This is a genomic window from Halomonas sp. B23F22_3, assembly GCF_043496965.1.
Taxonomy (GTDB): domain Bacteria; phylum Pseudomonadota; class Gammaproteobacteria; order Pseudomonadales; family Halomonadaceae; genus Halomonas.
Genome location: NZ_JBIEKG010000001.1, coordinates 143,555 through 156,979 on the forward strand (window position 1 = coordinate 143,555; position 13,425 = coordinate 156,979).

The window sequence follows — 13,425 nt, forward strand, 5'->3', positions numbered from 1 at the left end:
TATCAACGCTGATTGTGCTTGGCCAGCAGTGCGGAGAGCTTCTCGTCCAGGGTGGCGGCGGGCGCATCCGTCGAGCGGTTGGCGGCCGGGGGCGACGCCTGGTTGGGGCGGGGCTCGCCGGCGCCTTTTCCGCCGGCAGACGCTCCTTTCCCCCCGGCGCCGCCCTGCCGGGCCTTGCCGTCGGGGGCGCCGTGACGCTTGGCGCCCCCTCGCGAATTGTCGCGGGCGGGACCCGTGCGCTTCCGCTCTCGACGATCGGCCTGCAGTCGCTCGAGCTTCTTGTGGGCATGCTCGGCGGCGGCGGCATCTACCTGCCCCGCCGGTTCGCCGGCGAGATCGAGACGCGAGGCGCCCTCGCGCACCGACTTGAGGTAGCGCGGCAGGTTGACGTAGCAGGCCAGCGCCCGGCGCACGAGCTTCTCCGGCCAGGGCTCGCGCGCGGTCAGCTCCTCATGGATACCGATCTTGAGCGGCCGGGTATGGCCCTTGAAGAAGGTGGACGAGTAGCGTCGATACCACTGATCCAGCAGCGCCTGGGGGGACGGCGTCTCATCGTCTTGGGGAGGATTCGCCTCTGGCGTCTCAGCTGGCGCTTCAGCGGGGGAAGCGGCGGCCGCCCCGGAGGCCTCGACGTCGGGCGCGTGGTCGCCTGCGGGCGACGCGACAACGGCCTCGTCGGCCGGATGCCGGCGCGAGCGATCGCCGATCAGTGCGGAAAGCCCCTGGGCCCGTCGCGCCTGACGATGGAAGAGCACCGTTCCCGTCTCGACCTCGGCGGGCGCGTGCGCCAGCAGGCGACGGTTGTGCGCCTCGAGCTCACGATTCTGTTCGTCGAGCTCACGATTCTCCTCTGCGAGTTCCAGGTGCGTGGCTTCCAGGTCCTTGATGCGCGACTCGAGTTCGCTGCAGCGCTCTGCCAGGACCTGGCGCGCGGCCTGCTCCTCGCGGACCTCGGCGGCCCGTTCGGCCTGGCTCGCTTCCAGCTCGACACGACGACGCTCGAGCTCGGCGAGCCGCGACTGCAGGGCATCCTGCTGCACGCGCGACTCCCGCAGCAGCGCAAGCAATGCCGAAGCGCGCTGCTCCAGCCGTTCCAGCAGGCGGGTTGAGCCTTCCTCGATCACGTCCTGTCCCTCCAGTGCGCCTTGCCCCTGACTCGTCCAGCCGTCGCCGGCGTTACCCGGCGACGGCCCTTGCTGCCCAGTCTGTGCCAGCCATGGCGCGGTGACAAATGTCGCCGACAGGCGACGTCCTCAACGTCGGTGCTCTTAACGACGACGGTACTGCACGAAATGGTAGCCCGGCTGGCCCTCGGCGGGCGTGCCGGGCACACGCTGCACCTGCTCCCACTCGCGCATGTCCAGCGCGGGGAAGCGGGCGTCACCCTCGACCTCGATGTCTACTTCGGTAAGGTAGAGCCGGCTGGCGAAGGGCAGCGCCTGGGCGTAGATCTCGGCACCGCCCATCACCATGATCTCCTCGACGCCGTCGATGGTGGCCTGCTGATCGGCCAGCGTGAGCGCGGCGGCGAGGTCGTGGCAGACCCGCACGCCCTCGGCGTGGAAGTCGGGGTCGCGGGTCACCACGATATTGAGGCGGCCGGGCAGTGGCCGGCCGATGGACTGGTAGGTCTTGCGCCCCATCACCAGCGGCTTGGCCTGGGTCATGCGCTTGAAGAACTTGAGATCCTCCGGCAGGTACCAGGGCAACTGGTTGTCCACGCCGATCACGCGATGGCGGTCCATGGCGGCGATCATCGCGATGGGGATCAGGGTCTCGTCGGTCATGGCGCGGGCCTCGCTCATACGGCCACCTGGGCCTTGATGTGCGGATGGGGGTCGTAGCCCTCGATGGCGATGTGCTCGAAACGAAACGCGAAGAGATCGTCCACCACGGGGTCGAGCACCAGGCGCGGCGCTGTGCGCGGGGTGCGCGAGAGCTGCTCCTCGGCCTGCTCGAGATGGTTCAGGTAGAGGTGCGCATCGCCGAGAGTATGCACGAAGTCGCCGGGCTCGAGCCCCGAGACCTGGGCGATCATCCGGGTCAGCAGCGCATAGCTGGCGATATTGAACGGCACGCCGAGGAAGATATCGGCGCTGCGCTGGTAGAGCTGGCAGGAGAGCCGCCCGTCGGCTACGTAGAACTGGAACAGGCAGTGGCACGGCGGCAGCGCCATCTCGTCGACCAGCGCCGGGTTCCAGGCCGATACGATCAGCCGGCGGGAGCGCGGATTGACGCGAATCTGCTCGAGCAGATTCGCGATCTGGTCGACGTGGCCGCCACGCGGATCGGGCCAGCTGCGCCACTGGTAACCGTAGACCGGGCCCAGATCGCCGTTCTCGTCGGCCCACTCATCCCAGATGCGCACCCCGTTCTCCCTGAGGTAGGCGATGTTGGTGTCGCCGGCCAGGAACCACAGCAACTCGTGGATGATCGAGCGCAGGTGCAGCTTCTTGGTGGTGACAAGCGGGAAACCCCGCGCGAGATCGAAGCGCATCTGGTGGCCGAACACGGATCGGGTGCCGACGCCGGTGCGATCGTCACGCTCCGTGCCGTGATCGAGCACCTGGCGCATCAGGTCGAGGTAGGGCTGTTCGAGGGCGGGAGGAGCGTTGGCGGTCACGGGCATGGTCGACGGCTGGGAAATGGACCCCATATTCTACATGCCGGGACCGAGGGCGCCCATCCCGACGGGCGCCCTCCCCTGTGTTCAGGGCGTCGCATCCACCGGCTGACGACGCGACCAGGCGATCAGTGCAAGGCCCGCGGCGATCATCGGCAACGTCAGCAGCATGCCCATGGTCACCCAACCCAGAGCGATGAAACCGAGGTGGGGGTCGGGCAGGCGCACGAACTCGACCAGGAAGCGGAACACCCCGTAGAGCAGCAGGAAGAGGCCGGAGACCAGCCCGCGGCGACGCGGCACCGCCGAGACCCACCACAGCACCGCAAAGAGCACCACCCCTTCGAGCAGCGCCTCGTAGAGCGACGAGGGGTGGCGCGGCTCGGGCCCCATGCCGGGAAAGGGCATGCCCCAGGGCAGCTCGGTGAGGCGGCCGGGCAGCTCATGGTTGATGAAGTTGCCGATTCGCCCGGCGCCCAGGCCGATCGGCACCAGGGGCGCCACGAAGTCGGTCAGGGTGAAGAACGCGAGATGCTTCTTGCGGGCGAACCAGAGGGCGGCGACCAGCACGCCGATCAGGCCGCCGTGAAAACTCATCCCGCCGTCCCAGACGCGGAAGATCCACAGCGGGTCCGCCAACCACTGAGGCAGGCCGTAGAAGAGCGCATAGCCCAGGCGGCCCCCCACCACCACGCCGATGGCGGCGTAGAACAGGAGATCGCCCACGTCATCCCGGCTCAGGCCGATGCGCTCGGCACGGAGACGCCCGAGGAACCAGGCGGCCACGAATCCGACCACATACATCAGGCCGTACCAGTGGACCTGGAAGGGCCCGAGGGAGATGGCCACGGGATCGATCTCGGGATAGCGCAACATGGGATGTCCTTGAAACGAGGCGTGAAGCGTTAGAGGAGAAACTTGAGCCCCACCACCGCCAGCAAGGCGGCGAAGGAGAGGCGCAGCAGCCGGGCGGAGAGCCGATGAGCCAGCCATACCCCGAGGCGCGCGAAGGGCACGCTGGTCAGCACGATGCCAAGCAGCGCGGGCAGCATCACGAAGCCGGCTGCTCCCCCGGGGAGCAGCGGGTTGCCCCACCCGACCACCACGAATGTGGCCGCGCCAAACAGCGCGATGGGCAGCCCACAGGCCGACGAGGTGCCCACGGCCTGGGTCATGGTGGCACCGCACCGAGACAGCCAGGGCACGCTAAGGGTTCCCCCGCCGATACCGAACAGCGCCGAGACGCCACCGATCACCGCGCCCGCCACGCCCATGGCGACCCGACTCGGCGGGGCATGGCCGGCCTTTGGCCCGCGCCCCAGCGCCATCTTCAGGGCGACCAGGATCACGAAGACGCCGAACAGGGTGCCCAGACGCCCGCCGGAGAGGCTGCCGGCGACGAAGACGCCGGCGATGGCCCCCAGTACGAGCCCCGGCAGCAGTGTCAGGAACCAGTCAAAGCGGATGCTGCCGCGCCGATGGTGTCCCCAGGCCGAGGAGGCGCCGGTCACCACGATGGTGGCGAGCGAGGTGCCCACCGCCAGGTGCATGGCCACCTCGGGGGCCACCCCCTGAAGCTCGAAGGCCACGATCAGGGCCGGCACGATGATCAGTCCGCCGCCCACGCCGTAGAGGCCGGCCAGCGTCCCTGCCGCGGCGCCCAGCGCCAGATAGGCCAGGAGGGTCGCGATGAGGCTCATGAGGGGTCGGGTTCCGGCACGATCAGCCACTGGCGCACCATGCCGACCAGCGCCTGGGGGCGGTAGGGCTTGGCCAGGAAGTCGTCCATGCCGGCCTCGCGGAAACGGCGACGATCCTCGTCGCTCGCGTTGGCGGTCAGCGCCACCAGCACGCTGCGCCGGTGAGAGGCCATCTCGGCTTCTCGCCGGCGCCAGCGTCGGCTAGCTTCCACGCCATCCATCCCCGGCATGAAGATATCCATCAACACCAGGTCGAAGGCATCCTCCTCGAGCCGCGCCAGGGCCTGCTCACCGCTGGTGGCCGTGGCGACCTCGAGTCCCTGACGCTCCAGCACCTGGCGAGCCAGAGTGAGATTCACCGGGCCGTCATCGACGATCAGCACCCGTCCCTGACCGGAGAGCACGGGGGTGGAGGGCAGTGCCGCCGTGTCGGCGGGCTCGCCGAGGTTCTCGAGCAGCAGCATGGCATCGGCGAGCCGCTCACGAAGCGCCAGCAGCGCATCCCGATCATGCTCGCCGCCGCTTGGGCGCAGGGTCTCACTCTCCAGCACCTCGGTGAGCGAGGTCATCAGGGGGCCCAGCGACTGGCGTAGGTGGCAGAGATAGCCGGACTTGAGGCGTGACTCTTCCCGGGCGCGGACGCGTCCGGCCTCCAGGCGCTCGACCTGGTCCTTGACGGTCTCGAGGTCGTCGACCAGCCGACGCTCGGTCGCATGGCTCTGGCCGAGGTCGCGCCGCCAGCCTTCCACCAGATCCTCGCAGGCGCTCGCCAGGGCCCTGAGACGCTGCGAGAGCGGCAGGTCCTGGCGCTGAGGCCGGTGGTGTCGCGCCAGATACGCCTCGACGCCGGCCAGGGCCTCATTCACCTCGCGCTGAATGGCGCGCATGCGTTGGCGCAGCAGCGTCAGGAAGACCGCCACGTTGAGGCAGCTGCCCAGCAGCAGCGCCACCGGCAGCCAGAAGGCGGTGTTCCAGGAGGCGTGGGCAGGCATCATCCCCCACAGCAGGAGGCCGACCAGCAGGCAGAGCACCACCAGGGCCACCTGGACCAGCAGCAGCGGCCAGAAGATCGGCCACACCAGGCGCGACCATAAGCGATCCAAGCGGATATCGTCCTGCATTCTCATCCCTGTGCACGCACGATGAGCGAAAGAGTGTACGCGGCCCGACCCGACCTGTCATGACGGCACCTTCCCCCCGGCCCGGCGGCCGGCTAAGCTGGCCCGATGTGCCTGATTGCCTTCGACCACCGTCCCGGCAGCGCCTGCCCGCTGCGCCTGATCGCCAACCGTGACGAGTTCCATGCGCGTCCGACGGCGCCGCTCGGCGCCTGGGAGGAGGCCCCCGCGATCGTCGGGGGCCGCGACCTGGAGGCCGGCGGCAGCTGGCTGGCCGTTCACCGCCGCGGTCGCTTCGCCGCCGTGACCAACGTCCGCGATCCGCGACTCACGATGCCGCCGGATGCGCCCAGCCGGGGTGGGCTGGTGCGCGAGGCCCTGGAGCGCGACGACCTGACGACCTGGCTCGATCGCCTGGCGGGCGGGGCGGCCCGCGACTATGCCGGCTTCAATCTGCTGGTGGGCGACGGGGAGACGCTGTGGCACCTGCACCGCGGATTCGACGCCCTCTGCCTCCGGCGCGTGCCGCCCGGCCTGCACGGCCTCTCCAACGCCAGCCTCGATACCCCCTGGCCCAAGCTGATCGCCGCCCGCCAGGGGCTCGGCCGCGGCCTGCGCCACGGCCGCTTTCCCGAGGATGCCCTGCCCGTGCTCGGCGACGCCCGGCCCGCCGATGACGAGGCCCTGCCGGAGACCGGCGTGGGACTCGAGCGCGAGCGCCAGCTGTCGTCGTGTTTCATCGTCGGCCGCGACTACGGCACGCGAGCCACCACCTGGCTCAGCTGGCACGCCGACGGCGTCATCGAGATCGGTGAACGGCGCTTCGGGTCGGAGGGGGTCCGACTGGGCGAGAAGGTGGCGCGACTGACGCTGAACCCGCCGTAACTCCGCCACTACTGCCTGCCACGGCTCCTCCAGGGGAGCCGCGGCAGGGGCACTCCGTCGCGCTCAGTCCTTGGGCGGCAGGAGGTGCGCCAGCTGCCACTCGCCCAGGCGAGCCTCCAGATGCTGGCGAACGGCATGGGGCGAATCGAGACGCAGGGTGTCCTCGACCAGCTCCCGGGCGCTCGCGAGGCTCACCCGGCGAATCGCCGCCCTCACTCGGGGCAGGCTGGGCGCGTTCATCGACAGCGCATCGAAGCCCATGCCCATCAGCAGGAGCGCTCCGGCGGGATCGCCGGCCATCTCGCCACACACCGAGGTCGGCATGGCCAGGCGCCGGGTCTCCTCGCCCAGCCGCGCCATGGCCGCGAGCACGGCGGGATGGCAGGCATCGTAGAGGTCGGCGACCCGCGGATTGTTGCGATCCACGGCCAGCAGGTACTGGGTCAGATCGTTGCTGCCCACCGAGAAGAAGTCGACGCGACGGGCCAGGGCATCGAGCTGATAGAGGGTGGCCGGCACCTCCAGCATCACGCCTACCTTGGGTCGCTTCACGACCACGCCCTCCTCGCCGAGTTCGAGGATGGCACGATCGAGCAGGCGCAGCGCATCGTCGACCTCGTCGACGTTGGTGACCATGGGCAGCAGCACCTGCAGGTTGTCGAGCCCCTGGGAGGCCCGCAGCATGGCGCGCAGCTGCACCATCAGCACCTCGGGATGATCGAGGGTGACGCGGATGCCGCGCCAGCCGAGGAAAGGGTTGGCCTCCTCGATGGGGAAGTAGGGCAGGTCCTTGTCGCCACCGATGTCGAGGGTGCGCATCACCACCGGCAGCGGGGCGAAGCTCTCGAGCTGGTCGCGATAGAGGCGTGTCTGCTCCTGCTCGCCGGGAAAGCGCTCGGTGATCATGAAGGGTACTTCGGTGCGATAGAGCCCCACCCCGCCGATCCGCGACTTGAGCGACGCCACGGCATCCACCGCCAGGCCGGTATTGACCATCAGCGGCATGTCGTGGCCGTCCGGGGTGCGGCTGGGCAGGTCCTGTTCGTGCTCCAGCACCGCCATCAGCGCCCGTTCCTCGTCGATCAGGCTCTGGTAGTGGCTCTCGAGCTCCGGCGAGGGGCGCACGAAGAGGCGCCCGCGATGGCCATCCAGCACCACCCGGTTGCCGCCGAGTCGCGGCAGCGGCAGGTCGACCATGCCGGAGACGGTGGGTATGCCCATGGCCCGAGCGACGATGGCCACGTGGGAGGTACTGGAGCCGCGCACCGAGATGAGCCCGGCGAGCTTGTCGCGTGGCACCTCGCCGAGCATCGCCACGCTGATCTCGTCGCCCACCAGGATGGTGCTCTCGGGGTAGACCTCCGGGGTCTGAGGCGTCTCCTCCTGCAGGTGGGCCAGCACGCGGCGACCCAGGTCGCGCACGTCCGCCGCCCGCTCGCGGAGATAGTTGTCGTCGACCCGCTCCAGGTACTGCACATGACGACGCACCACGTCGGCCAGCGCCCCGGGCGCCCACTGCCCCTCGCGAATGCGCTTCTCGACCTCCTGGGAGAGTGCCGCCTCGCCGAGCATCTGCTGGTAGACGTCGAACAGCGCGAGCTCCTGGGCGGAGATGCGGCTCGCCAGGCGCTCGCCGGCGGCGCGAATCTCATCGCGGACCCGACCGATGGCCTCCTTGAGGCGGGCGATCTCGTACTCGACATCGGTGGGAATCAGGTCCGGCACGCTGTTGAGATCGGCCGGCGCGGCGATGACCACCGCCTCGCCGATGGCCATGCCGGGCGAGGCCGCCACGCCGGTGAAGCGAGCCTGCCCGCCCGGGATACTCGGCCGATTGAGCCCACCGGTCGCCAGGGCATGGGCCAGCACGCCGGCCAGCTGGGCGGCCATGGTGACCAGGAAGGCCTCGTCTTCCTCGTCGAAGCGACGCTTTTCGGACTGCTGCACCACCAGCACGCCGAGCATGCGCCGCTGGTGGATGATCGGCACGCCGAGAAAGCTCGAGTAGCGCTCCTCGCCAGTGGCCTCGAAGTAGCGGAACTGCGGATGGGCCTGGGCATCCTCCAGGTTGAGCGGCTCCTCGCGTTTGGCCACCAGGCCTACCAGGCCCTCCCCCACCTCCAGGCTCACGCGCCCCACGGCCTGGGCGCGCAGGCCGATGGTTTCCATCAGCACCAGGCGATCGATGGCGGGGTCGAAGAGGTAGAAGGAGCACACGTCGGTGCGCATCGCCTTGCGAATGCGTCGCACCATGGTCGCCAGCGCCGCGTCCAGGTTGCGAGCCCCGTTGACCTCCTGAATGATGCGTCGCAATACCTCGAGCATTGGCGTCTTTTTTTCCATTGTGGTTGTCTCTCGCCTCGCTGAGGGGATGGCCGTCAGGCCATCGGATCATCCATGACCGAGGGCCAGCCGCTGTGCCCGGGGGGACAGCTCGCGCAGGGCGCGGCGATAGACCTCACGCTTGAACGGCACCACCTGTCCCAGGGGGTACCAGTAGCTGACCCAGCGCCAGCCATCGAACTCCGGCTTGCCGGACAGGTCCATGCAGATCCGGCTCTCCTGACAGCGAATCCGAAGCAAGAACCACTTCTGTTTCTGGCCGATGCACACCGGCCTGGAGTGGGTACGCACCATGCGTCGCGGCAGGCGATAGCGTAGCCAGCCCCGGGTGCAGGCAAGGATCTCGACGTCCTCGGCGGTGAGGCCGATCTCCTCGTGGAGCTCACGAAAAAGTGCCTGTTGCGGAGTCTCGTTAGCCTTGATGCCTCCCTGGGGAAACTGCCACGCGTTTTGCCCTACCCGACGCGCCCAAAGCAGCTGCCCCATTTCGTTGGCGATGATGATGCCAACATTGGGGCGAAAGCCGTCAGCGTCGATCACGGACTTCACCTTATAGTTTCAGTATTGGAGCCATTCTTCCACAAGGCCACAAAGCGCATCAATACAAGGCGTCGGCAAGAGGCCAATGCGCGGCCCTCCCGCCCGGCTCAGGCGCTCGAAGCGCGTCATCGCTTCTGCCATAATCGATGGCCTTGCCGTGACCGCCGCGCGCGCGTCCATCCATATCAACAACACCCGAGGGGAATGCAGTGAGCCTGGCCATCTTCGACCTGGACAACACGCTGCTGTCGATCGACAGCGATCATGCCTGGGGCGAGTTCCTGCTGGAACAGGGGGCCGTCGACCCGGTCGCCTACCGCGAGGCCAACGACCGCTTCATGGCCGACTACGAGGCGGGCACCCTGGACATGCAGGCCTTCCTCGAGGTGGCCCTGCAGCCGCTGGCAGCGCATACGCCGGAGCAGCTCGCCGCCTGGCACCAGCAGTTCATGGCCAGCAAGATCGAGCCGCATATCCTGGCCCGGGGCGAGGAGCTGGTGGCACGCCACCGCTCGCGCGGCGACACCCTGATGATCATCACCGCCACCAATCGCTTCATCACCGGCCCCATCGCCGAGCGCCTGGGCATCGACGAGCTGATCGCCGTGGAGCCCGAGAAGGTCGACGGCCGCTATACCGGTCGCGCCCTCGGCATCCCAAGCTACCGGGAGGGCAAGGTGAAGCGCCTCGAGGCCTGGCTCGCCGACCGCGACCTGACCCTCGACGGCAGCTGGTTCTACAGCGATTCCCATAACGACCTGGCACTGCTCGAGGAGGTCGAGCACCCGGTGGCGGTGGACCCCGACCCGAGCCTTCGCGAGGTGGCCGAGGCCCGCGGCTGGCGCATCATCAGCCTGCGCGACTGAGCCGCTCGCCTCGACAACCGGAGCAAGGCCCAGACGCAAAAAACCCCGCCGGCCGGCGGGGTTTTTCGTGTCGCGACAGAGGCGATACTTAGCCGAGCAGGTGCTCGACGGCGGCGCGCTCTTCGCGCAGCTCGTTCTCGGTCGCCTGCATGCGGCCGCGGCTGAACTCGTCGATCGAAAGGCCCTGAACGATCTCGTACTGGCCGTTCTGGCAGACCACCGGGTAGGAGTACATGATGCCCGGCTCGACGCCGTAGCTGCCGTCGGCGGGGATGCCCATGCTGACGACCTCGTCGGTGCCCAGCGCCCAGTCACGCATGTGATCGATGGCGGCGGAGGCGGCGGACGCCGCGGAAGAAGCCCCGCGCGCCTTGATGATGGCGGCGCCACGCTGCTGCACGGTGGGGATGAAGTCGTTCTCGTACCACTCGCGATCGACCAGCTCGAGGGCCGGGGTGCCGTCGACCTTGCAGTGGGCCAGGTCCGGGTACTGGGTCGCGCTGTGGTTGCCCCACACCACCATGGACTCGACGTCGGTGACGTGCTTGCCGGCCTTCTGGGCCAGCTGGGTCTTGGCGCGGTTGTGATCCAGACGCATCATCGCGGTGAACTGGCCCGCATCCAGGTCCGGCGCATTGCAGGAGGCGATCAGGGCGTTGGTGTTGGCCGGGTTGCCGACCACCAGCACGCGCACGTCGCGGCTGGCGTGGTCGTTCAGCGCCTTGCCCTGCACGGAGAAGATCGCGGCGTTGGCCTCGAGCAGATCCTTGCGCTCCATGCCCGGGCCGCGCGGACGCGCGCCGACCAGCAGGGCGAAATCGGCATCCTTGAAGGCGACGTTGGCGTCATCGGTGGCCACGATCTCCTGCACCAGCGGGAAGGCGCAGTCGTTGAGCTCCATCACCACGCCGTTGAGGGCGTCCATGGCCGGGGTGATCTCCAGCAGCTGCAGGATGACCGGCTGGTCCTTGCCGAGCATGTCGCCGGAAGCGATGCGAAAGGCGAGGGAGTAGCTGATCTGGCCGGCAGCACCGGTGATGGCAATACGGACGGGGTCTTTCATGGTGGCTCCTTGGGTTGTCAACGCGCGGGTTGTCGCCGTGAGGATAAGCCCGGTGGACCGGCTGCCCACCCTGGCCGGAATGCGAACCGCCAAGATGTTATGCCTGCACTGCACAAAACTCAATTCGACCTGCGGCTAGGCCCGCCGGCCAGGCCCTCCCGCCGCGACACGACATGACCCCATGGGAGGAGGTTCCCATGGGGTCATCGAGAGGTATGTGCCGCCACGCATTGGCAGTGCCGTCGCGCGCTCAGGCCCGGGAGTCGGCCTCGGCGCGGGTGGCATCCGGCGAGTGGGCCGCGTGCAGTCGGGCGATCAACTGGTCCTCGAGCTCGAAGCGCTCGCCGAGCCCCTTGTTGAGGCGGTCGATCCAGGCCGGCAGCCGGGCGAGATGTTGCTCGCAGCTTGCCGAGGAGGCGTAGTCCTCGTCGAAGGCGAGCACCAGCTCGGTGGACATCTCGAGCCGCTCCATCAGCCGGTCGGCCAGCGCCAGGGCCGGCTCGTCGTCGAAGGCCCGGGCCTCCTCGCGCAGCTGCGGGTAGATCTCGAAGTGGCCGGCGCTGATGTAGTCCATCAGCAGCTCGCTGAAGGCATCGATATAGGCCTTGGACACGGCCTCCAGCTCGGCATCGCAGGACGCCTTGAGGTCGACGAAGTGCACCAGCAGCGCACGGCGCGCCTCGAGCCAACGATCGATCAGCTGATGGACACCACCCCAGCGTTCCTGGGCATTCGTGCAATCTTCCAGCATGGACACCTCCCTTGCTCGACGGCCGGCAGCGACGGCATGCGCGACCCGCGAGATCACAGACTCGCGCCTGCCGATGACGGTGTCAATCCTGCCACGCCACTCAAGGCGATCCTTGCGGCGCTCCCCGGCGGCCCGGCGGCCCCTGCGGCGAAACAGCCGCGCAAGCAGAACCGTGGCAGAGCGATAGCACAGCGTGGAGAGGCCACCGGCTCATTCGTAGTACGGTATCGCGACAGGCGACAGCGTATCGACACGAACGACATCCCGATCGGATATAGCCGGCACCGGCGTGGCATCGTCGCGACGCGGCCGCTTCCGGCATTCACCATCAGGACACCAGAGGGCATTTCCATGAACAAGCTGACCCGCGCCGGCCTCGGCCTGCTGATGACGACCGCCGTGGCCACGGCCCAGGCCGAGGAGGTCCGGATCGGCATGATCACCACGCTGTCCGGCGGCGGCTCGCATCTCGGCGTCGACGTGCGCGACGGCTTCATGCTCGCCATCGAGCAGGCGGGGCGCGACGACATCGAGGTCCTGATCCAGGACGACGCCCGTCGACCGGACCTCGCCAAGACGCTCTCCAACGAGTTCATGCAGCGCGATGAGGTCGACATCATGACCGGCATCATCTGGTCCAACCTGGCCATGGCCGTGGTGCCCTCGGTGGTCCGACAGGGCACCTTCTACCTCTCGCCCAACGCCGGCCCCTCGGCGCTGGCCGGTCGCCTGTGCCACGAGAACTACTTCAACGTGGCCTACCAGAACGACAACCTGCACGGCGCCATGGGGGCTTACATGCGCGAGCAGGGCTTCGAGCGCCCCTTCCTGATGGCGCCCAACTACCCCGCCGGCACCGATGCCCTGGCCGGCTTCAAGCACCTCTACGACGGCGAGGTGGTCGACGAGCTCTACACCCAGCTCGGCCAGACCGACTACGCCGCCGAGATCGCCCAGGTCCGCGCCAGCGATGCCGACAGCCTGTTCTTCTTCCTGCCCGGCGGCATGGGTATCTCCTTCATGAAGCAGTGGCAGAACTCGGGCGTCGAGATGCCGGTGTTCGGCGCGGCCTTCTCCTTCGACGAGACCATCATCAAGGCGGTCGGCGAAGCGGCAATCGGCGCCATCAACACCTCGGAGTGGGCCCATGACCTGGACAACGCGGCCAACAAGGCGTTCGTCGAGGCCTTCCGGGCGGCCCACGAGCGCACCCCGACCCTCTACGCGGCCCAGGGCTACGACACCGCGCGCCTGATCCTGAGCGCCCTGGAGGAGGCACACCCCGACGATCAGAACGCCTTCCGCGAGGCCCTGCGCGCGGCCGACTTCGCCTCGGTGCGGGGCGACTTCCGCTTCGGCTCTAACCAGCACCCGATCCAGGACATCTACGTCCGCGAGGTGGTCGAGGGCGCAGACGGCGAGCCCACCAACCGCCTGGTCGGCCTCGCCATCGAGGACATCCAGGACGTCTACGCCGAGCAGTGCCGGATGTGATCCCCTCCCCGGGCCGCCCGCGGCCCGGCTTTACCGCTTCCC

The 13,425-nt window shown here is 68.5% G+C and carries 13 protein-coding genes; 3 read left to right on the plus strand and 10 right to left on the minus strand.

The features are described 5' to 3' along the window. Positions 1-2: 2 nt before the first annotated feature. The 6 genes from ACGTNG_RS00650 to ACGTNG_RS00675 all read right to left on the minus strand — a co-directional run bounded on the left by ACGTNG_RS00650 (position 3) and on the right by ACGTNG_RS00675 (position 5,426). Entirely contained in the window at positions 3-1,124 is a 1,122-nt protein-coding gene (locus ACGTNG_RS00650; protein ID WP_394574901.1) for a ProQ/FINO family protein, read from the minus strand. Between the two features lie 144 nt (positions 1,125-1,268). Next, positions 1,269-1,787: a dihydrofolate reductase gene (locus tag ACGTNG_RS00655; RefSeq protein ID WP_394575541.1), complete on the minus strand. Its 519-nt coding sequence runs from the start codon at positions 1,785-1,787 to the stop codon at positions 1,269-1,271. Positions 1,788-1,801: 14 nt separating this feature from the next. Next, positions 1,802-2,629, minus strand: coding sequence for a thymidylate synthase (locus ACGTNG_RS00660; protein ID WP_394575542.1), 828 nt, complete (start codon positions 2,627-2,629; stop codon positions 1,802-1,804). Between the two features lie 81 nt (positions 2,630-2,710). Continuing rightward, positions 2,711-3,499 (minus strand): prolipoprotein diacylglyceryl transferase, encoded by a 789-nt coding sequence (lgt, locus tag ACGTNG_RS00665; RefSeq protein ID WP_394574902.1) that lies wholly within the window; start codon positions 3,497-3,499, stop codon positions 2,711-2,713. Between the two features lie 29 nt (positions 3,500-3,528). Continuing rightward, a complete protein-coding gene (locus ACGTNG_RS00670) occupies positions 3,529-4,323 on the minus strand; it encodes a sulfite exporter TauE/SafE family protein (RefSeq protein WP_394574903.1) in 795 nt (264 codons plus the stop codon). Continuing rightward, positions 4,320-5,426 (minus strand): response regulator, encoded by a 1,107-nt coding sequence (locus tag ACGTNG_RS00675; RefSeq protein WP_394574904.1) that lies wholly within the window; start codon positions 5,424-5,426, stop codon positions 4,320-4,322. The genes ACGTNG_RS00670 and ACGTNG_RS00675 overlap by 4 nt, the downstream gene beginning before the upstream one ends. A gap of 123 nt (positions 5,427-5,549) precedes the next feature. Here ACGTNG_RS00675 and ACGTNG_RS00680 point away from each other — a divergent pair, with 123 nt between their 5' ends. Next, positions 5,550-6,326: an NRDE family protein gene (locus ACGTNG_RS00680; RefSeq protein WP_394574905.1), complete on the plus strand. Its 777-nt coding sequence runs from the start codon at positions 5,550-5,552 to the stop codon at positions 6,324-6,326. A gap of 63 nt (positions 6,327-6,389) precedes the next feature. Here the strand turns inward: ACGTNG_RS00680 and ptsP are convergent, their stop codons facing one another. Both ptsP and ACGTNG_RS00690 read right to left on the minus strand, forming a co-directional pair. Next, positions 6,390-8,651, minus strand: a complete 2,262-nt coding sequence (ptsP, locus tag ACGTNG_RS00685) for a phosphoenolpyruvate--protein phosphotransferase (protein ID WP_394575543.1) — start codon at positions 8,649-8,651, stop codon at positions 6,390-6,392. A gap of 66 nt (positions 8,652-8,717) precedes the next feature. Further along, a complete protein-coding gene (locus tag ACGTNG_RS00690; RefSeq protein ID WP_108445830.1) occupies positions 8,718-9,209 on the minus strand; it encodes an RNA pyrophosphohydrolase in 492 nt (163 codons plus the stop codon). 209 nt (positions 9,210-9,418) lie between these two features. Here ACGTNG_RS00690 and ACGTNG_RS00695 point away from each other — a divergent pair, with 209 nt between their 5' ends. Then, positions 9,419-10,075, plus strand: a complete 657-nt coding sequence (locus tag ACGTNG_RS00695; protein WP_394574906.1) for a histidinol-phosphatase — start codon at positions 9,419-9,421, stop codon at positions 10,073-10,075. Positions 10,076-10,163: 88 nt separating this feature from the next. Here the strand turns inward: ACGTNG_RS00695 and ACGTNG_RS00700 are convergent, their stop codons facing one another. Next, positions 10,164-11,138: a malate dehydrogenase gene (locus ACGTNG_RS00700; RefSeq protein ID WP_394574907.1), complete on the minus strand. Its 975-nt coding sequence runs from the start codon at positions 11,136-11,138 to the stop codon at positions 10,164-10,166. Positions 11,139-11,388: 250 nt separating this feature from the next. After that, positions 11,389-11,889 (minus strand): sigma D regulator, encoded by a 501-nt coding sequence (gene rsd, locus ACGTNG_RS00705; protein ID WP_394574908.1) that lies wholly within the window; start codon positions 11,887-11,889, stop codon positions 11,389-11,391. A 351-nt stretch (positions 11,890-12,240) separates the two neighbouring features. Here rsd and ACGTNG_RS00710 point away from each other — a divergent pair, with 351 nt between their 5' ends. Continuing rightward, positions 12,241-13,383 (plus strand): ABC transporter substrate-binding protein, encoded by a 1,143-nt coding sequence (locus ACGTNG_RS00710; RefSeq protein ID WP_394574909.1) that lies wholly within the window; start codon positions 12,241-12,243, stop codon positions 13,381-13,383. The last annotated feature ends 42 nt before the right edge of the window (positions 13,384-13,425 follow it).